The sequence below is a fragment of the Candidatus Nitrosopumilus sp. genome, from assembly GCF_040878665.1.
In the GTDB taxonomy this organism is placed as follows: domain Archaea; phylum Thermoproteota; class Nitrososphaeria; order Nitrososphaerales; family Nitrosopumilaceae; genus Nitrosopumilus.
On the sequence record NZ_JBBDLU010000003.1, the window covers coordinates 165529 to 185169 of the forward strand.

A 19641-nucleotide genomic window follows, 5' to 3' on the forward strand; every position below is an offset into this window, starting at 1 on the left:
TTAAATTGATATATTTTGGAGTAAATGCTCAATGTTTTTAGTGAGAACCCAGAATACAATTTATGGAAAATGATGGTTTAACAATTGTTTACACAGGAAAAGGAAAAGGGAAAACAACAGCAGCGTTGGGTATTGCATTACGCGCAACCGGATATGGAAAGAAAATTTGTATGATTCAATTCATCAAAGGTTCATGGCATTATGGTGAGATGGATTCATCAAAAAGACTTGAACCGGAATTTGAAATGATTGCAATAGGTAAGGGATTTGTAGGGATTATTGATGATAAAAGTCCAAAAGAGGATCATGAAAGAATTGCCAAAGAAGCAATTAAGATTAGTAGTGAGAAGATTCAATCAGGGAATTATGATATTGTAATTTTAGATGAAATAAACTATGCAGTGAATCTTAATCTAATTTCAGTTGAGGAGGTTCTAAATATAATAAAATCAAAACCAAAAGAAATGGATTTGATACTGACAGGTAATTATGCCAAAGACGAGGTTATCAAAGTAGCTGACCTAGTTACCGAAATGAGAGAGATAAAGCATCCGTTTCAACAGGGTATTAAAGCTAAAAAAGGAATTGATTTCTAACCAGCAACATTAATTTACGCTGATAAAGGTTTTAGAAGAAATGTCTACTGAGATTCAAGAAATGCCTGAACAAGGTGAAATTGTTCTTGCAACTATTACCAAAGTGATGGATCATGGAGCATATGTAACATTAGATGAATATGATGATATTCAAGGATTTTTACATATTTCAGAGATTGCACCAGGTTGGATTAGATCAGTAAACAGATTTGTCAGAGACGGGGAGAAAAAAGTCCTACTTGTAAAAAAAATAAATTCTCAAAGAGGAGACATAGATTTGTCATTAAAGCAGGTTTCAAAGGACCAGAAAAAACAAAAACTAAAAGAAGTCAAGAAGTTTGAGAAAGGGAAAACAATATTACAAAATGTTCAAGAAAAAGCAAAATTAACAGATGAAGAAGTTGAAAAGCTTGAGGACAGTATTTATTCAAAATTTGATTCAGTTTATGATGCGTTCATATCCATTGGAAGAAATGGGATAGAATCTGTAAAAGAATTAAAACTTGCAAAAAAAACTGCAACCGTAATTGAAGAAATTTGCTCAAAAATTAAACTTCCTTCAGTAGAGATTAGAGGAATTATGGAAGTTACAAGTACTAGATCAGATGGTGTTGAGATAATTAAAAAAATATTATTAGATGTTTTGAAAAAAGACTCTACAGTAGATATTACTTATTTAGGAGCTCCAAAATACAGACTGTCAATTACAGCTGAAGATTTCAAATCTGCTGAAAAATCATTAAAACCAATAATTGAGGAGATAGAATCCAACATGGAGAAGAAGAAAGGTTCGTTCAAATTTACTAGAGAAGAGTCAAAGAAAACTAGAGAGAATTAAAATGAGATTTCTTTTAAGAAAATGTTCAAAGTGTAATCACTATACATTAAAAGAAAAATGTCCAAAGTGTGGTGAAGAAACAATTTCTGTACATCCTGCCAAGTTTTCACCAGATGACAAATACATGAGATACAGATTAGCTGAGAGATATTCTTAAAATCATGAAAGTGGTTTGTAATCTTTGTTTACTTCATAAATAAAAACACCGATTAGGGGTCCAATTTTTTCCTCAGTAAAACCTGGTGATGCATAAACTAATCTTAATGGTCCATCACCATCAGAAGTAAATTTGATATCTTTCTCATAGATAGCTACCATTCCTGGAACAAAAGTTGGAGATTGTTGATTCAAATTATTAGGATTAACATATCCTAATACATTGAAAGGTATCATTTTTCCAAGTAAAGTTTCATTCCAGAAATAATCGGTACCACTACTACCATCAGAATGCAAGTATTTTGAAGTATCATATCCTGCAATTCTCATAAACCATTGTTTCTTAGATTCATCACCTCCACCAAGAAGGGTATAAAATGAATCAGGTGTATTTAGATTCAATTTTTCACCAGCTACAAAAATTAATACATAATCAGCCTGCGTTTCATTTAATGAATTCCATGCATTGTTAGGATTATCAAGGAATATTCTCGCTATATTTTTAATAATTGAATCAATAAGTGTAGAATTATCAGCAAGAGATGCTCTTTCTCCCATTGTAGAAATCCAGTATCCATAATCCCACCATGCTGCAACAACAGCATCTTTAGGAGTATTATTTTTTATCCAATCTAATGCATCCAACCAATCATTTGTAGCAACCCCATATGCTGAACCACCATTCAAAATTGTTGGTGGCATGTGAGTAATTGATGATGGTTCTGAACCAACAGGATATACCATAGGAAGCATCAATAAAATAATAATTCCTGCAAAAAATGGAAATGATAGTAATTTATTGAATAGTTTTTTTGATGTTGATTTGTTTGCAAAAACTTCTTTTGTCAACACAGTTAATCCTAAAGAGGCCAATATAATTACAGAAATAGAAGCAAAAACTTCTAATCGAACAAAAGTTGAAGCAACATAAACTCCAACTAATCCCATAATTAAAGAAAAAGATAGCATATCATTCTTAATACTAAAATTTTTCGTTTGAATATTTTTAATTATTAACCATATTCCTAGACCCGAAAAAATCATCAAAACTGAATGGAATAGGAAAGACTGTTGTATTGTAGTTGTTGCGTGTTCTGAAACAGAATCAACTAATGGATCTGTTGTAGTCAAAAATGGGTTCAGAGCATTTAGGTATCTGTGACTAGCTGTTGGTAAAAATTGAGAATCAGAATTTATCATAAAAAGAATTGATGCAGTGATTAAAAGTACAAGCAAAAATAGCAATCCATTTCTTGTTTTATTTTTTGAACTTTTATGTTGAATAAAAATACATGAAATTAGAAATAGTGTAGGAATGATTAATGAAATTCCACCTAACCCAAAAATGAAATTTGAGCTAACTCGTTCTAATGTCAAAGAAACTAAAATGGTAGTAATTGTGTAGAGTGGAATAGCCCATATTATGAATTTGTGATCTGTTCTGATAAATGGTAAAGAAATGAAAAAAATTCCTATTGGAATGATAAAGAATTGATTCCCTCCCCAAGATGAAATAGAAAATACAGTAAATATTCCTGCCCCTACAAGTTTCAAAAATGCAATCTTTTTGTTTTGTGAACTGATTCCACTTAATAACAGATAAAGAGTCAAAAGACCAAAAAATAATCCCAAAGGTTCTGATTTGAACCATCCAATTGGACTCCGAATTAGAATGGGGATAGAAATAGAAAACAATAAAGCTGAAAACAATCCAGCAGTTGTACCACCAATCACTCTTACCAAAGCAAAAATTACAATTGCAGATAGTGATGCAAATATCACAGGAAACAAGATTGTAAAGTCATAGAGATCAGTCCCACCGCCAAAAATCCAATAAGTTGTTGCTGCAGTTAAATGAAGCATTACTTGTGAAGTTGAAGAAACATCTCTACCATGTGGATACCAACTGAGACTGTCATTCCATTCAAAATATGCAGGTATTCCATTATCTACTATATACTGCGTTGCTCGATAATTAAAAAAAGGATCAAATTCATTTAATTCAAAGCCAAATTCAGCAGGCTGAATACGAAGAAGAAATGAAATAGTAAATGATAAAACAAGAATTCCAATTATTAAAAGATGATTTAATCTAAAGTCAAAGCTACCTACAGAAACAAGTTTTGTATTTGCTAACAATTAGTGTTTTTTAAAAAACTTGGCTTATTATTCTTTGTATAAAAAATAGCTGAGTAGTTATAATTTAAGGAGAATATCTTCCTTCTAGTTTAGTTTCAGTAATTATATGATCATTCATTGCTTCCTCAATTTGTTTTTTAGTTGAACCTTTACTGTTTTCTAATTTTTTATCTAACGCATATAATTTGAAAATATACGTATGTTCTTTATCTGGAGGAGCAGGGCCACCATAACCTATCTCTCCAAAATCAGTTTCACCTTCAATACAGTTTGATGGTGTGGAATTTTCTTGAAATTCAATATTATTAGGATCAATATTCCAAACAACCCAATGCACCCAAACTTTTCCTACTGCACCCATAGCATCAGGATCATCCATTATCAAAGCAAGAGATACTGTATTTTCAGGAATGTTACTGATTTTTAGTGGAGGACTAGTGTTTCCATGTTTGTAGCCATATTTTTTGGGAATAATTCCACCATTATCAAATGCATCACTTTTCAACGTCAAAGTCATATCAAAATTTAGTAATGCTCAAAATTAAAGATTTCTAAGTTTCTAAAACAATTTTATCATTTGAAAATGACATTACAGAACTTCCATTACTTTTGATCTGTTTTTTTAAATTTTTATCCATAGTAGCTACAATGATTCTGTTTTTTGATACATAATCAAGTAATTCTTTGTCAGCAAATGTACCAGATATAGGAACTATTTGAAAATTTTTTATGTATTCTTGAGTCAATTCAACATCTTGTTTTTTGTCTGGTTTTTTAGCTAGCTCAGATAGTTCATTTTTTACAACTTGTGGTACAACAAAAGTAATTTGACCAATTTCTACATCCAATCTATCAATATTTTTGATTCTTTTAGTAGCTAGATGAATTAAAAAACTTGTATCACAGATTACTTTAACCAATTATTCCCGCACCAATAAGTCTCCATCTTTCTGCAATTCTTCGACTAATTGCAACATTTCCGCCTTCAAATATGCATGCAGGTCTTCTTAGTTCTACTTCAACATTTTTGGATTTTGTTTTTGTAACTTTACCTAGTATAGGAGCAGTTCCGATGTTTAGACGTAGTAATTCTCCAGATTGGATTGGTAGAACTTTAATATCTTCAGTAGCTCCAACTGCAGAATCAAATAGACTTACTTCCAAATTTAGCACAGTGGAATTATCAGGAAGTGTACCAGGTTTACCAATTACTGACCCAATGAACGAATCACTTCTAGTCATGGCAGGATCTAATTTTGTTCCAATAGCTACCAAGCCTCCAGGTTTTACCGAGTCAACAATTCCTGCTGCAGTTCCTAAAGAAGTAATTTCTGTAAGTAATGGTTCGTATGATTTCTTTTTTTCATTCATTATTCCAGGTTTAATCTCGATTTCATCACCGACATTAAAAATTCCTTGAGTGAGACTCCCACCAATGACTCCTCCTTTGATATCTTTTAATTTTATACCAGGTTTATTGACATCAAATGAACGCAAAACATGCATTACAGCATCAGCTTTTTCATCTCTTTCCGGTGTTTTGATTGTAGACTCTATTGCACCAATTAATGCATCTATGTTTAGTCCAGATTGTGCAGAGATTGGAATTACAGGTGCCTTTGCGGCATGAGTTCCTTTAACAAATTTATTAATGTCTTGATAGTTTGCAAGTGCTTCCTCATAAGAAAGTAAATCAACTTTATTTTGAACTACCACTATTTGTTGAATTCCAAGAGTTTGAAGAGCTAAAAGATGTTCTTTTGTTTGTGGTTTAGGGACTTGCTCATTTGCAGCAACTAACAGTAATGCACCATCCATTAATGCAGAACCTGAAAGCATGTTTGCCATCAAACTTTCGTGCCCTGGACTATCTACAAAACTTACAACTCTAGATAGTTCACTCTCTTTTCCACAGTTATTGCATTTTGGAGTTGTAGAATATCCTAGCGGGTCTTCACATTTTTTACATTTGTAGAAAGCTGCATCAGAATAACCAACACGTATTGTGATTCCACGTTTTAGTTCTTGGCTATGTACACTTGTCCATGAACCAGTTAAAGCCTGAATCAGAGTAGTTTTTCCATGATCTACATGACCTGCAGTACCAATGTTAACACATGGTTGATAACCATATTTTTTAATATACCAATCAGGAAGAGTTTCTCTCCAATGCATGAGTCAAAAAGTAAAATCGGTATATGTTAAGTTATTCTTTTTTATCTTCAGTATTTTCTTCAACAGGAGCTTCAACAGGTAATTCTCCGTCAAATTTACAATTTACTTGATAGATTTCTTCGGATATTGTATTTCCACGCATTAATTTTCTTTTTCTTTGTCCAACTTCTGCATTTTGTAATCCAACTCCTTTAGAAAGTAAAACTCTCTTTCTTGCAGCACCATGAACATCATTTCTCATTGGAACACCAGATTTGTCACTTCCTCCAGTGAGTTTTAATTTTCCTGTCAATCCTGCAATTGATGCATCAGTTTCATTTCCTAATTGTAATCCCAACAATGGATTAGCGTCACTGTCTTTGAGTTCCTTTGAAACTGACTTTCCTTTGATGTCAGAGATGGTTAGCTTAAAGTTTGTCAAGTATTCCAAAAAAAAGTTGAACGACTAATTAACCTTTGGAGGTTCTGTGAGTGATTCATCCCTTCCAACCACACTTTGATACATCGACTATCTGGATTGCCACATCACCATAACATGATGACTTGGGTTCCATCATTCGTGAAAAAAGTTCACTTGTCGCTTCACCTGTATCATCTCTGGCGTGGGTAAACCTAGACCACGCCTTGTGAGCAATGTTCATGGATGCTATTACGTCTCTGTCCATGCTCTTGCCACAATTAATGCACAATAATTTACGTCTGTTTTGCCTGTCCTCTTGGATTCTCTCTCCGCATATTGGACACAGCTTGCTTGTGCGTTTTGGATCTACAAAGACAACAGGGATTCCAACCCATAATGCCTTGTATTCTATCTGTCTTTGCAACTCATAGAACTGCCAACCGTTGAGTTTTTTTCTGTACTTGTTTCCCTGATTATTCCCTTTTCTGTACATCTTTCTAATTCCCTTCAGATCTTCAAATGCTATCACGGTCTTGTTTGTGAGTGCATCTCCAACAATTTGTTTTGAGATCTTGTGTAGGAATTGTCTTGTCCTATTTTGCAGTCTTTGTTGCAGGTTCTTGTAGTATTGTAATTTCTTTCTGTGGTCGTTTCTCTTGAAACCAGCCCTTGCAAAAATTGTGTTCTGTTTGATTGACAGTAGTTTGTTTGTCTTGTAGAAAATTACCTTTTCATCATTGCCGACAGTTACGTTTCTTAAATTCCTGTCAATTCCGACTATCTTGGTACATTCAATCTTTTCAGTTTCTTTTGAGACACAAATACTGATGTTGAGACCAGTCATTGTGAATGAACGTACAGTCAAGGTTGGATCTGAAAGAATTTTTTGCGTATGATCATTTAGTAAAATATTGATTGGCTGGCGTGGTTTGTATGGAATTGACATCAATGAGTTGTTAATTTTGAATCCATAGCAGTTTGTCAGGAATGGTCTTGTCACATGTGGTATCTTTGGGTTCTTGCCTTTTCTGATTAACTTTTTGTGTTTTGCCAAGATTCCACATGCCTGTGATATGGTATTTAGTTTGTAAGATGTAACCAGTCCTTGGGAATCTAAATCATGGTATGATAAAATGGAGAGTTTTTTCAAAGTGGAGCAGTTGTGCTTTAGTCCTATTTTGATACAATGATTTACCATGTTGCGGAATATCTCCATCATTGAATCAAGATCATGGTTTTGTGGAATTTTCTGCTTGATTGATTTTGTTGCTCTCAACGGCTATCACCCCATTTTATTTTATTTAACTTTGTAGTTATCTCTAGATAACTTCACAGAATCCCTTTGGACATTATTTTTAAATCACGATTACTAAAGATAGGCATGACAGAAGAGATCAGATGTCCAAGATGTGATAGTAAGATGGTCGATATGCAAGCATGTCATATGTTTTGTCCTAATTGTGGATCTCATTTAGATTGCTCAGATAAAGGAAACTATTGGTAATTAAATTCCTGGCCTATCAGGAATGTATTCAGATGACATGTTGATTGCTTGATCTTTCATAATTTCAAGATAGGTTTCATAATCTGCTTCAAAATTACAGTGAGGGCATTTCACATTTGTGATATCATCATCTAGTATTGCAACTCTTTTACATTCAGGACATCGTGCATCCATGGTGTAATTTACCAATTAAGATATTTAATGATAGTCAGTGAATTTCTTCTAGGCGGAGTTTGTCTAGCCTGGTAAGATGTCAGCTTCCCAAGCTGGAGGTCGCGGGTTCAAATCCCGCACTCCGCATTATAATTCTCTTATTGCTTGTTCTATTATGCCTCTATCAGGAGCTTTTGGATAATACTTTAGATAATTTTTAAGATCATCTTTTGCATCAGAGTTTTTGTTTTGTTTTTCTCTAAGATAAGCACGATTTTTGTAAATCTTGGCAGATCTTTTTGGATTAATTTCAATAGCTTTAGTATAACAATTTTCTGCTTTTTCAAATTGATTAGTTTTAAGATAGTAATTTCCCAATCCATTATAACTCAAATAGGATTTATCATTGATTTCTAAACACTTTTTGTAATACTTTACACAATCAGAGGAGTTTTGGGTATTGCTTATTGCGCCCAATAAATTAAGAGTAGTTGGATTATTTGGATCAATCTCTAAAGATTGTTTTAATGATTCGTGTGCTTCACTAGTATTTTTTAATATGTTTTGTTTTTCAGAAATAAAACAGAGACGAGTTGACTTGTCATCAAAAGGATTATCAAGTTTCAGAGAAGATAAAACATCAGATGGAGCTAAAATTATCAATAATTTTCCCTCCTCAGACCACTCTTTCTCAAAGATATCATGAGGAATTGCACCTTCTTGTTGTTCTCCTTCTTGATTTCCTTTTTGAATATAATGAAAGATTGTTTTTTCTTTGTCGTTATAACCAGTAATAATTGATGCATGTTGGGTAATTTCAGGAATTCCTGGAAGAATTACAATTGGTGGAATACCCATGTCAATTATTTTTTTCAATTCATTTAATGAGGAATGAATTGTTTTGCATATCAAACCATGTCTTTCTGCAAGTTCGATTCCTTCAATTAGTATACTTCCATCAGACCCAGAATATTTTTTTGCAGTTTCTATGGCTTCAGCCATAGGTAATTCAACATTCCAATATCTTGATACTACGTTAATTGGTAATGGAAGACAGATATTTTCTTCTTCAACAAGAGGTAAAAATAATTCATGGTCTTCTTGTTCCATTAAACAGAGAGATTTAGAGAGTTATTAAAATCAATCAAAGCAAACAAAATTTTTCAATTAAATTATTACCATCTTGACTCATTTCCGGATGAAATTGAGTTCCAAAAATTGGTTTTTTTTCATATTGAATAATTTCGTATTTACAGTTATTTGATTGGGCAATAGGAACTAGGACACTAGGGAGTTTGGATATCTCAAAGCCATGACTTTCAAATACAACTAGAAAATCACTGCATATTGGATTTTCTTGTGTGATTTTGACTGATTCATTTCCTTTTTTGAGCGCAGTTTTTCTAATGGTACCTCCCAATGTTAATGCCAGAATTTCTGCACCGTAACAGATTCCAAGTAACTTAATATCATTTTTAATACAATATGAGATAATTTTAGAATTAATTTCATTGATTTTTTTTTCATTTCTTCTTCGTCCAGAAAGAATGAATGAATCATAATTTGCAAGCATGTTCAAGTTTAATAGTTGTGGAGTTTGTTTCTCAAATGAAATATTTTTTTGTATTAGAAGATTAATTAAATTTTTTGTGTAGATAGATCCATTATCAACTACAAGAAGCAATTAGTTGCCTACCTCAATGGAGATATAATGTATCTCAGGAAGCCCATCTTTTACAAACACAGTTCCAATATTGAGATTATTCTCCTCCTGCCACATGAAAACTCTATCACTGCGTGGCTTTACAAAATCATCTATAAAATCAGATAAGAATTCTTCAGCATCTGCTTGATCATTTTCTGTAAAGAAGAATAATTCTCCTTCATTAAATGACAATGGGATCTGAATTGATGTTGGTTCGGATATTGAAATGTTGTTTTCTTCAAAAACGGACTTTATGATGTTAATTCTGTCACTTTTATCCAATTCGACATAATTACTATCAACAGTTGTGGTAGTGGATGCAACTCCTGAAACTTTTTTCAAGTATTCTTCAAATGCTTTTTCTTGAGTATTACCCAATCCGACGAAGTATTCTCCATTAAATGCGGCTCCGACTGCAGCTATTGTGCCTATTTGTGCAACTACGCCACCAGCACCTGAAGTATAAACAGGAATAAAGTAAACATCATGATCACCTACACGATACAGTATGTTATCTCCAATTCTTGTATTTTTCAAGAGTGTTTTTAGTTGAGCAAACTCTGGATCTTTGTCAAGTGCTTCTCTAACTGCACTAGGACCAATTAATTTTGTTGTAGAGTTTAATGGAACTTCATAGAATCGTAGATTGCCTAAATTGGAAAGATCATTTTCAACCACCATGAATCCTGCAAGGTTTCTTCCCTTAGAGCCCTTTAGTTCTAAAGAAAGTAGTCCTATAAACTCAGTCTGTTCAAAACCAGGTGGTTTTGCTTCAACATAATAAGTATCAAGACCTACTGGGATTTCATAAAATTGATTGGCTTGAATAAATGTATCAACATTGGTTACGTGATAAATATTATACATCTGTGTTTTCCAATTGAATAATTCAACTGGATATCGAATTTGTTCTTCTAACCAAGCTGGCATTGGTTTGAATTGTTCAGAGTATTGACTGGCAAACATTTCTGAAAAGAAATCATCACCTGTTTTTAGTAATTCTATATTACCGTTGTAAGAGTCAACAAGAGCATAACCTACCAAACGTAAGTAAGGATTACCTATAGACCAAGGAACATCACCTGTATCAAATCCAATAATTAGTGGCACCAACCAATAAGATTTTTCTCCATCAGTTACAGGAAGTGAATCTAATTCTTGTCCAAACAAATCATAGAGGAAATAAGGGTATAGAGTTTCCATTCTATCATGAACATCTTTGTATCTCATTATGTGAACTGACTCGGTAGGAAATGAAAGCAAAAAGTTTGGCTCAAATGCCCAACTAAGAGGTGGTGAAACGTCTAATCCACCTTGACCAGAATAGTATCCATCTGCAACCTCATCACTTGTTGAACCTCTAGAATTAGGATAAGCAGACCAAGTTTCTGCAAATAAACCACCTTCACCATAGTAAATTTCCCTTTGTTTGAAAAATTCACCACTATCAACAATTTGACCATCAGTGGCCTCAAGCGTAAGGAACCCATTTGGAACGTGAGTGACAACAAGATGTTCGCTATACCATTTATTTTCAAGACTAACAGTTGGTGGTGTGATTGGTTTCATAGAAGCTGTCCAATACAGAGAGTTGTTAAAACGAAGAATGTCATTGTCTTGAAAGTCTACATATGGAATTAATCCAATTTCAGGCTTTAATTTAGCAAAAGCTGCTTCCCAATCCCAAATTCGAATCACGTCAAGAACATCACTATTTTGTTTTACATAATTTTTAATGTTATTTGGAGAAACAGATGTGAGTTTAACATCATGTTTGCTTTCTTGTATATCATTTAATTCTCCAAGATAGCGGTTTACTCCAATCTGTTGAGCATTGTATGGTCCTAAAAATTCAATCTTTTTTGAGTTTGCAATGCTGTCATTAACTGAAATAACTCCAATGACGATAATTGCAATTGCAATTACTGTGAGAAATCTAATGTATACATCTCTCTTAAACATGTGAGTTAATACTCGTGCTCTAATTTTGTCTACTAGAGAGAATGCAATTAATGCAAAGCCAATGATTAGTGTGCCACCTATTACATATCTAGTATTATAATCAATTTGATCTGTGAAAAATAGATTAAATCCGGCCCAAAGAATACCAATACCAATTATTCCTTCAATAGTTGAAACATAATTTAGATATCTTGGTTTGCCTTCAGTAGAATCATGTAAGTAAGATGTGATTACGTTGATTATTCTGTGAATTCCAACATACAAAACTAGACGTAAGCTAATTACTGCAAGTAGTGGTGGAATGAGTATTAGTAATGCAGGTATCATTGGAATTACATTTTCATAAGCATAGTTTGGATCAGTTTCAGGGGTTACAAAAGGTAAGGAGAATAATGAGGGTAGGTTTTCAACTCCCAAAGTATTACCATCAATAAATGACATTGCTGCAAATCCAAACATGATGTTTGTAAAGAAAGCTCCAAAGAGCAAGATCTTAGTAATTTGCCAGATTACAAACTGGACATATGATAATTTGTAATCTCGGAAACTTGTAAGGGTGTTTGAGATTGGTTGTTGTCCACCACTACCAAGAAATTTGATTCCAGTACTAATGGCATACCAAAAAATCGAAGATCTTCCCACAATATTTACACGTACAAGTGCAACGGCAGAGAGAATTAATGTAGAAACAAGAGTGTAAAATAGTGGTTTGGTGAATTGATCACCAAATTCGGTGAAATTCATCGATAGAATAACGGCTTGATTTCCCACTAGAGTGAAAATCACTATACCAATAATGGCAACAATGGCTAATCTGATGTATTTTCCAGCATCAGGAGGCGGAGACTGCTTATCAGTAGAGGCGCTATACAAAATCAAGTTTTGTTGATGTTCGGTAAATTAATGTCTTACCTGTGAAATCAAGCTATTCTAGCAAGTTTTTTGCAAATCATATAGACTGCAGCATATGTAGGAATTGCTACTTTTTCGTTAATGTATGGACCAAATTTTTTATTTTTTAATCTAAATTCAATTGGACAGTTTGCAAAAACTTGTACTAAATCATCACTAAGAAATGATGCTTCAACGTATGGATCAAACTTTGATAGATCATTACAATGAATTTTTACAAGACCACTTTTACTGTTAATGGATCCTGGCAATCTAAAGATTCTATGTATATCCATGGTTACGTTTGGATCTATTTTTACTCCGATATTTTCAGACGCATCATCAATGGTTTTTTGAAAAGAAGAATAACCGTTTGTCAGTAGCTCTGTAATAATTTTGGAACGTTTTGATTTTGCACCAAAAACATATTTTGAAAATCTGCCTCTCCATCCATTTTCATTAAAGTCTGGAAAAGAAGTACGGTCTTGTTTTAGTTTTTTCATTCCAAAGGTTTCAGGAATCGCTCCACGAAGTGAGATATAATCTGCTAGTTCAGATCTTTCTCTAGAACCAATTTGTTGAAATTGTGAATCATGCACATAAACATGAAAGCCTTCATTGCCTGAAAAATATACTTGGATATTTTCCTTAAAAATTCCCAAATCATTAGTTAAAACTTCAGATAATTTTTCTACTTCAATTTTAGAGGCATCAATACAATTGTTACACGGTAATGATTTCTTTTCTATCTTTGATGAATTACATTTTGAGCATTGTATGATATTTTTTGAAACTTCATTACAATTATTACAGATAGATACTGTATGATCTTGTCTGCATGGCAGATTTAGATCCTTAGCATCAATATCAAAAATAAGATCTGCCTCTTTCCAATCTTTTTCGTTCATTGGTAAGTTGGGAAATGTATAGTATGCGTTAGAGCAATAAACATCAGATGGAACATTTTGTATAAGTAATAGATGGAGTTCTTTGTCATCTTTTAGTGAGATGTGACGAGTCATTCCTGAATTAAACTTTTGATAACCAAATTCTCTTTCAGATGTTCTCTCTGGAACTTTGATTTGATCAAAATGATTAAAGTAATATTTTTTGAAAGAGTCTTCTAAAAATAAAATATCAGCTTCTTGCATTATTTTTTCTTCCTTCCAAATTGCAAAGGATTAATGATATTGTCACACTCTGGAATGGCAAAACATAGACTTTGAGTTTTTAATTTCTCACATGATGGACATGAATATTGTGTACCACTTCCCGAAGTTCCTGCCAAGTGATTTAGTTGGTATAGTGTTACACGTTCATTGTAATCAGGGGCATTTTTGAATAGTGGTGCAATTTGTTGTACTGTTTGTCCTTTTGATAAAAGAAATGCAGCAAGCATGAATCGTCCTGAATGTGGCAGATTCTCACCTTTTTCAAGTATGTCAATTGCATGTTTGATACATGGAGGGTATTCTCCAGTAGTTACAGTGTATGTTGTAAACTTTTTTGATAGTAAAACAAGTTTGTTAACTGAATCCTCAAAACCTGGAATCATTGTAGGTGTTTTCGCATTAATAATTTTTGAATTGATGTATGTTCCTAGTTCTTTTCTTATCAATCTCACTGTTTCATGAGGTGAAAGAAAAACTTGGCCGTTTTCTACATGCCTGTTGATTAATTTCCATTCTCTTTCATGAAAATTAATAGAGTGTTTTAGATAGTCAGACACTGAGATTACAAAATAATCATTTAATTTTTCAACTTGAACTGAAAAGAGATCACCAATTATTCTAATTGCTAGTTCTTTTTTTGTTTCATCTGAAATATTTGCAAGATCTTTTTCCAAGTATTTTTCAGCCCTTCTTGCCTCGGCTAATGCAAATCTTTTGATCAGAGTATGCATCCCACTTAGTTTCAATAATACGATAGCTAATAGAAATGAAAAGACCTCTCTTGGTAGTGCTGCTTCTTTTGAGACATGTTCTCCATCTAAATCAGAATTGTAGATTTTCCCATCTGCTGCAACCAGTATTCTATCATATGCCTTGTCAATTAGCTGTTTCAAGTCAGGATCTGTTCCAAACTGCTCAAGGGAAAATCCCTTGTCTTTGAGATATTGACCAGCATCAGCTAGAAAGGGATATTTTGCAATTTCATCTTGTCCAAGTGCAAGCATGAAAGTAATTTACCGAGTTTACTTAAAAATCTGATTTTTTGAATTTTGATGCTGGTTTAAATTATGTTTTAGGAATAATACGCGTATGCAAATAGGATGTCATGTTTCAATATCTGGATCAATTGACAAATCGGTAGATAATGCTGTTGAAAGAGAATGTTCTGCATTTCAGATATTTACTAGAAACCCAAGAGGATGGCATGCCAAAGCACTGACCAAAGAAGACATTGATAATTTCAAATCAAAATTAAAAACAAGCAAGATTGACAGATTTGCAACATGTGCTCACATGCCATATTTACCAAATCTTTCGACTCCTAAAGATGATGGATTTGAAAAATCTATCAAAACTTTGATTGATGAAACTGAAAGATGTGCACAGTTAGGAATTCCATATCTTGTAACACATCTTGGTAGTCATTTAGGTACTGGAGATGAAGCTGGAATTAAGAGACTAGTTGAGGGATTGACAAAAGCTGCTAAAGTGAAAAATGATGTAATAATTTTATTAGAAAATACTGCAGGACAAAAAAATTCTGTTGGTTCTGATTTTAAGCAGTTGGGAGATATTTTTAGACAACTAAAACCTACAAAAAAATTTGGCGTGTGTCTAGATACATGTCATGCATTTGTTGCAGGATATGACTTGAGAACAGAAGAGAATGTAAAGAAGACTTTTTCTGAATTTGACAAACATGTAGGATTGGATAATTTAAAAATTCTTCATCTAAATGATGCTAAAGGAGAACTAGGCTGTAATCTTGATAGACATTATCATTTAGGATTAGGTGGGATTGGAGAGAAAGGAATATCAGCTGTTGTAAAGTTTGCCAACAAGAAAAAAATTCCCATAATTTTAGAGACACCTATTGATGATGATAGGGATGATTTTGAGAATGTCAGAGTTGCAAAGGGATTTGCGTAGAGATTTATTTCATGGATGAGTGAATGATATAATGGATTATGAGACAGTGATGAAATTAGCACTTGAGCGTGGATTTTACTTTCCTAGCTGTGAAGTTTATGCAGATGCTCAGGCGGGATTTTGGGAATATGGTCCATCTGGAGTCAGTTTAAAAAATAAATTTCTTGAATTGTGGAGAAGGGAGCTTATTCGAAGAGATGGAATGCTTGAAATTGATGGCTCGCAAATAATGTCAAAGTCGGTTTTTGAAGCATCTGGACATTTGGGGAATTTTGCTGATCCAATAATCAAATGTACAAAATGTAATGCTACATTCAGGGCAGATAGAACTATTGCAGATATTACACAGATTGAAATTCCTGAAAGTGCAGATTTGGAAGAATTTGATAATGCAATTATTCAAAACAATATCAAATGTCCAAAATGTAAGGGAGATTTTGAAAAGACTAAAAATTTCAACATGATGTTTAAAGTTGGTATTGGTCCTGAAGAGGAAGAAGCATATCTCAGACCTGAAACATGCCAGTCAATCTTTGTAGATTTTCCTAGACTATACAAGACAATGAGAGGCAAGCTTCCATTAGGAATTGCCCAAGTTGGAAAGAGTTTTAGAAATGAGATAGCCCCAAGACAAAGTCTGCTTCGCCTAAGAGAGTTTTATCAAGCAGAAATTGAAGTGTTTTGTAACCCAAACAAACTTTCAGAGATGAAAAAATTCTCAGAGATTCAAGATGTCATTATTAGAATTCAAACAGATGGAGATCCTGTACCCATGACATGTAAGAAAGCAGTAGAATCAGGTGTGGTTCCTAACAAATTAGTGGCATATTATCTGGGAATCTTAACTGAATTTTATGAAAAAACTGGAATTGATGTTACAAAAAGCAGATTCAGAAAACTTGGAGACAAAGAAAAGGCATTCTATGCTAAAGTGGCATTTGATTTTGAGGTAGAGACTACAATTGGATGGCTAGAACTAGTTGCATGTAATTACAGATCTGACTATGATTTGTCCAGTCATGAAAAAAAGAGCAAGCAAAAATTTGAGATAATGGATGGGGATGACAAAGTTCTCCCCCACGTATTTGAGATATCTATGGGAATTGATCGTAGTCTTTACACAATTTTGGAGCATAGTTTGAAAGACGATACAGAGCATGAAAGAATTGTCCTATCATTAAGACCATACCTTGCACCTATTCATATTGGGATATTATCTCTAGTCAAAAAGGATGGACTTAAGGAGAAAACTGATGAGATTTATCTTCAATTAAGAAAAAAATGTGATGCATTTTTAGATCATTCTGGTGCAATAGGTAGAAGATACAGAAGATTAGATGAAATTGGAACTCCCTTTGCAGTAACTGTAGATCATCAGACACTAGAGGATGAAACCGTTACAATTCGTATGAGAGATAGTATGGAACAAAAAAGAATCAGTATTTCCGATCTTAATTCTGAAATAATTCAATCAATATCTTTTCCATAAACTATTTCCTAAATTATTGTTTAAAATAAATTTTTTACTATAGTTAGTTTTGAAAATAACTATGAAAATAATGTAATAGTTTCAGAGTGATATCTGTATTTAATTTTCACATTGATATCTTCTGATGCATGTGCTTGTTGTACAATTCCATCTTCTGATTCTAGTGATACAGCCCATTGTCCTACAATTGGATCAATTGATGTAATTGAGAATCTTTCAAGTGCATTATCTGCTCCACTATATCTTACTCTAAGTATTTGATCGCCATAAGGTATACTTTCTAGTCCACCACGATTTCCTCTAGTACTATCATTTACTATACATTCATTTCCAATACCAATGATACATTGTCCTTGAGGATCAATTACTGTAAATCTGACATTAGGATCAGCATTGGATGCATAAACTAATGCAGGATCTGCCAATATCTTACCATCTCTTTGGATTACTTCTAGTGATGGAATTTCACTAGCAGCTACTGTGATAGTCTTTGGATGTGTAGCAAGAACAGATGATGCTGTAGTAATCTTACTATCATACAATTCAACCACACCTTGAATGTTATAATCGATATAAACATCAGAGTTTGGTACATTCCAGTTGAAGATGATTTGGGTCTGACCAGTACCAAATAGTTGTGATCTCTTTGAAACTATTTCACCATCTACCACCAGTGACACTATTCCGTATGATGGTTTATCATCATTGAATAGGTAAAATTCTGGATTTACAATAGAACCTGATGGGCGAATGGTTGGCATGTCCACTTCAATTGCAATATCAGGTATGCTGATTGGCTTTGCACCAATGTTGTAACGAACTGATTCTGTTTGTGCACCATTCTCATCAGTTATGTGTAGCCAATAAATCATTCCAGGCTCTACAATCCAGAATGATGGGATTGTTGCGGTGATTACATATGTAGAGTTTGAAACATACAATGGTGTAACATCCATCTTGATTCCAATGTAGTCAGCATCTGTCTGTCCCATAGTAATTGATCTTAGCTCTACACGTTCTAGTTGTGTAGCACTATCAATAATTGCAGATACTCTCAAGTCTTGACCACTTACAAATATGAATTCAGATTCTTCAGCATCAATTGCAGTAGCATTGCCAATCTGAACTTTTGTATCAAATATTTTTACGGTACCTTCTGAAATCTCTGGTAGTGCATCTTCTGGAAGTGGAACAACTACAGTAGTTCCTTCACATGATAGTAATTTGACTGAAGCTCGCACAATATTTGATTTTGTTCCTATTTCTTCTGTAACTGTTACCATTATGAATGATTCATCAGATGCAATTGGAATTTCATAGACATATCTGTCAACAGTAGAGAATTTGTTAAGATCCTCATATGGTTGGACTTCTGCTAATGTTGCAAAGATAACTCCAGACTTTGCAGTTGTTACTTTAACTGTTGGTGGTACATCTGCATTACTTGAGACTAGTATTCTTGCCATGTTATCAGTACATTTGTCATAAGAAATCTCATTGATTGCAAGTGGTGACCCCAATATTCCTCCAAATCCACTTGTACTTACAGTACTACCACCACTGCTACCACCACCTCCTGAACTTCCAGAGGTACTGCTAGAATCACCACCAGAGCTTGGAGTACCTTTGGAAGCACCACGTGAATCACCAAATGTGGTAGCATGTGTAGTCCATATGATTAGATCAGAGCCATTATCAAACTTGCATTCTCCAGTTCCTCCGAGTTGTGCGTTTACTGTAGTAAAATCATCAGCATTACAAACTGTATTGATAAATGTCAGAGGTGAACCAGAAATAGATTTCTGATAAAATGCAACAAACCCTTTATTGCCACCATCTCCACTAAGTAGGAGTCTAATTGGTTTATCAAATGTCAGTTCTGCAGATGAGAGACCAATGTTAAATGCAGTGGTATCACTAAATGTTTGAGTTTCTGTATCAGGTATAGTAATTGAGGTAAGAGTAGGTAGTTTCAAATCTCCTTCCCAACCAGCAGGACCAGTAATAGTAGTAGAGTTCGCTACAGTCATTTTAACATTATAAGAAGCAATACTGCCATCTAGCTTTGCAGAGGTGTCCCAACCATTCTCAATTGTAACCTTGTTTCCAGTCTTAATTGAAGTATAATTAATTATAGTATCAGATATGTTGGATTCAATGAAAATTGTTTTTAATTTAGTGGTTGAATTTACTACAACTAATTCAGTATTAGATTTTGTGACAGTAACTGATGATTGTTGTTTTTCAACAAGTACTTGATTTGGACCAATATTGACTAATGAAGTTGCACTATCAGAAAGAATCAGTAATTCTGTGAGAGACAATGTTATATCATGTATAGTTTTTAATGCATCAACAAATTGAAGTGATTCAGATAGTGAAACAGTAATTGTACTAGTTATATCAATTGTATCTACAAATGGAATAGATTCTGTTAGGGATACTGAAACAAGTTTAGTGGCAACAACTACGTCTGCTAGTGATAGTGACTCTGTGAGAGAGACAGGGATTATTCTATCTACATTGTCTTGT

19 protein-coding genes and 1 tRNA gene are annotated in these 19641 nt (G+C 33.6%); 7 read left to right on the forward strand and 13 right to left on the reverse strand.

Annotated elements, in window-relative coordinates:
- Positions 1-62 precede the first annotated feature (62 nt).
- From cobO to WDZ98_RS03495, 3 genes are read left to right on the forward strand one after another with little or no spacing between them, the layout of a single operon-like run.
- On the forward strand, positions 63-596 hold the full coding sequence (gene cobO / locus WDZ98_RS03485; RefSeq protein WP_368057052.1) for a cob(I)yrinic acid a,c-diamide adenosyltransferase: 534 nt from the start codon (positions 63-65) through the stop codon (positions 594-596).
- 40 nt (positions 597-636) lie between these two features.
- A complete protein-coding gene (locus WDZ98_RS03490; RefSeq protein WP_368057053.1) occupies positions 637-1434 on the forward strand; it encodes a translation initiation factor IF-2 subunit alpha in 798 nt (265 codons plus the stop codon).
- A 1-nt stretch (position 1435) separates the two neighbouring features.
- Entirely contained in the window at positions 1436-1591 is a 156-nt protein-coding gene (locus tag WDZ98_RS03495) for an RNA-protein complex protein Nop10 (protein WP_368057054.1), read from the forward strand.
- A 2-nt stretch (positions 1592-1593) separates the two neighbouring features.
- Here the strand turns inward: WDZ98_RS03495 and WDZ98_RS03500 are convergent, their stop codons facing one another.
- From WDZ98_RS03500 to WDZ98_RS03525, 6 genes are all read right to left on the reverse strand, one after another.
- Positions 1594-3729 (reverse strand): STT3 domain-containing protein, encoded by a 2136-nt coding sequence (locus WDZ98_RS03500; protein ID WP_368057055.1) that lies wholly within the window; start codon positions 3727-3729, stop codon positions 1594-1596.
- A gap of 64 nt (positions 3730-3793) precedes the next feature.
- Positions 3794-4246, reverse strand: coding sequence for a YbhB/YbcL family Raf kinase inhibitor-like protein (locus WDZ98_RS03505; RefSeq protein ID WP_368057056.1), 453 nt, complete (start codon positions 4244-4246; stop codon positions 3794-3796).
- A gap of 34 nt (positions 4247-4280) precedes the next feature.
- Positions 4281-4649, reverse strand: a complete 369-nt coding sequence (locus tag WDZ98_RS03510) for a PIN domain-containing protein (RefSeq protein ID WP_368057057.1) — start codon at positions 4647-4649, stop codon at positions 4281-4283.
- On the reverse strand, positions 4642-5904 hold the full coding sequence (locus WDZ98_RS03515; protein ID WP_368057058.1) for a translation initiation factor IF-2 subunit gamma: 1263 nt from the start codon (positions 5902-5904) through the stop codon (positions 4642-4644). The genes WDZ98_RS03510 and WDZ98_RS03515 overlap by 8 nt, the downstream gene beginning before the upstream one ends.
- 31 nt (positions 5905-5935) lie before the next feature.
- Complete coding sequence (locus WDZ98_RS03520) at positions 5936-6325, reverse strand: S6e family ribosomal protein (protein WP_368057059.1); 390 nt, start codon at positions 6323-6325, stop codon at positions 5936-5938.
- A gap of 55 nt (positions 6326-6380) precedes the next feature.
- Entirely contained in the window at positions 6381-7580 is a 1200-nt protein-coding gene (locus WDZ98_RS03525) for an RNA-guided endonuclease InsQ/TnpB family protein (RefSeq protein ID WP_368057060.1), read from the reverse strand.
- A gap of 105 nt (positions 7581-7685) precedes the next feature.
- On the opposite strand from WDZ98_RS03525, the gene WDZ98_RS03530 reads away from it, so the two are divergent.
- Entirely contained in the window at positions 7686-7808 is a 123-nt protein-coding gene (locus WDZ98_RS03530) for a hypothetical protein (protein WP_368057061.1), read from the forward strand.
- On the opposite strand, the gene WDZ98_RS03535 is transcribed toward WDZ98_RS03530, so the two are convergent.
- The gene (locus tag WDZ98_RS03535) at positions 7809-7982 is read right to left on the reverse strand and encodes a zinc-domain-containing protein (RefSeq protein WP_368057062.1); all 174 of its coding nucleotides are present in this window, start codon (positions 7980-7982) and stop codon (positions 7809-7811) included.
- Positions 7983-8034: 52 nt separating this feature from the next.
- Between WDZ98_RS03535 and WDZ98_RS03540 the strand changes: the two genes are divergently transcribed.
- Positions 8035-8108 (forward strand) — tRNA-Gly (locus WDZ98_RS03540).
- On the opposite strand, the gene WDZ98_RS03545 is transcribed toward WDZ98_RS03540, so the two are convergent.
- Genes WDZ98_RS03545 through WDZ98_RS03565 form a run of 5 tightly spaced genes read right to left on the reverse strand, consistent with a single transcriptional unit; the run spans position 8109 to position 14695 of the window.
- Positions 8109-9071 carry a tetratricopeptide repeat protein gene (locus WDZ98_RS03545; protein ID WP_368057063.1) on the reverse strand — a complete coding sequence of 321 codons (963 nt, stop codon included), beginning with the start codon at positions 9069-9071 and terminating at the stop codon, positions 8109-8111. It lies immediately after the preceding tRNA gene.
- 34 nt (positions 9072-9105) lie between these two features.
- Entirely contained in the window at positions 9106-9645 is a 540-nt protein-coding gene (locus WDZ98_RS03550; protein ID WP_368057065.1) for a type 1 glutamine amidotransferase, read from the reverse strand.
- The gene (locus tag WDZ98_RS03555; protein ID WP_368057067.1) at positions 9646-12501 is read right to left on the reverse strand and encodes a UPF0182 family protein; all 2856 of its coding nucleotides are present in this window, start codon (positions 12499-12501) and stop codon (positions 9646-9648) included.
- A 47-nt stretch (positions 12502-12548) separates the two neighbouring features.
- Complete coding sequence (locus tag WDZ98_RS03560; RefSeq protein WP_368057069.1) at positions 12549-13670, reverse strand: DNA primase small subunit domain-containing protein; 1122 nt, start codon at positions 13668-13670, stop codon at positions 12549-12551.
- Entirely contained in the window at positions 13670-14695 is a 1026-nt protein-coding gene (locus WDZ98_RS03565; RefSeq protein ID WP_368057070.1) for a DNA primase, read from the reverse strand. The genes WDZ98_RS03560 and WDZ98_RS03565 overlap by 1 nt, the downstream gene beginning before the upstream one ends.
- An 85-nt stretch (positions 14696-14780) precedes the next feature.
- On the opposite strand from WDZ98_RS03565, the gene WDZ98_RS03570 reads away from it, so the two are divergent.
- Together WDZ98_RS03570 and glyS are read left to right on the forward strand one after the other, a co-directional pair.
- The gene (locus WDZ98_RS03570) at positions 14781-15620 is read left to right on the forward strand and encodes a deoxyribonuclease IV (RefSeq protein ID WP_368057072.1); all 840 of its coding nucleotides are present in this window, start codon (positions 14781-14783) and stop codon (positions 15618-15620) included.
- Positions 15621-15651: 31 nt separating this feature from the next.
- Positions 15652-17109 (forward strand): glycine--tRNA ligase, encoded by a 1458-nt coding sequence (gene glyS / locus WDZ98_RS03575; RefSeq protein WP_368057074.1) that lies wholly within the window; start codon positions 15652-15654, stop codon positions 17107-17109.
- A 59-nt stretch (positions 17110-17168) separates the two neighbouring features.
- On the opposite strand, the gene WDZ98_RS03580 is transcribed toward glyS, so the two are convergent.
- Positions 17169-19641 (reverse strand): hypothetical protein (locus WDZ98_RS03580; protein WP_368060929.1); only part of this gene is annotated, 2473 nt, incomplete at its 5' end.

What these genes read in the sequence shown, in the direction of transcription:
- WDZ98_RS03570 (WP_368057072.1), top strand. Translation starts at nt 14,781, where the DNA reads ATGCAAATAGGATGTCATGTTTCAATATCTGGATCAATTGACAAATCG.
- glyS (WP_368057074.1), top strand. Translation starts at nt 15,652, where the DNA reads ATGGATTATGAGACAGTGATGAAATTAGCACTTGAGCGTGGATTTTAC.
- cobO (WP_368057052.1), top strand. Translation starts at nt 63, where the DNA reads ATGGAAAATGATGGTTTAACAATTGTTTACACAGGAAAAGGAAAAGGG.
- WDZ98_RS03560 (WP_368057069.1), bottom strand. Translation starts at nt 13,670, where the DNA reads ATGCAAGAAGCTGATATTTTATTTTTAGAAGACTCTTTCAAAAAATAT.
- WDZ98_RS03495 (WP_368057054.1), top strand. Translation starts at nt 1,436, where the DNA reads ATGAGATTTCTTTTAAGAAAATGTTCAAAGTGTAATCACTATACATTA.
- WDZ98_RS03505 (WP_368057056.1), bottom strand. Translation starts at nt 4,246, where the DNA reads ATGACTTTGACGTTGAAAAGTGATGCATTTGATAATGGTGGAATTATT.
- WDZ98_RS03530 (WP_368057061.1), top strand. Translation starts at nt 7,686, where the DNA reads ATGACAGAAGAGATCAGATGTCCAAGATGTGATAGTAAGATGGTCGAT.
- WDZ98_RS03545 (WP_368057063.1), bottom strand. Translation starts at nt 9,071, where the DNA reads ATGGAACAAGAAGACCATGAATTATTTTTACCTCTTGTTGAAGAAGAA.
- WDZ98_RS03535 (WP_368057062.1), bottom strand. Translation starts at nt 7,982, where the DNA reads ATGGATGCACGATGTCCTGAATGTAAAAGAGTTGCAATACTAGATGAT.
- WDZ98_RS03515 (WP_368057058.1), bottom strand. Translation starts at nt 5,904, where the DNA reads ATGCATTGGAGAGAAACTCTTCCTGATTGGTATATTAAAAAATATGGT.
- WDZ98_RS03490 (WP_368057053.1), top strand. Translation starts at nt 637, where the DNA reads ATGTCTACTGAGATTCAAGAAATGCCTGAACAAGGTGAAATTGTTCTT.
- WDZ98_RS03565 (WP_368057070.1), bottom strand. Translation starts at nt 14,695, where the DNA reads ATGCTTGCACTTGGACAAGATGAAATTGCAAAATATCCCTTTCTAGCT.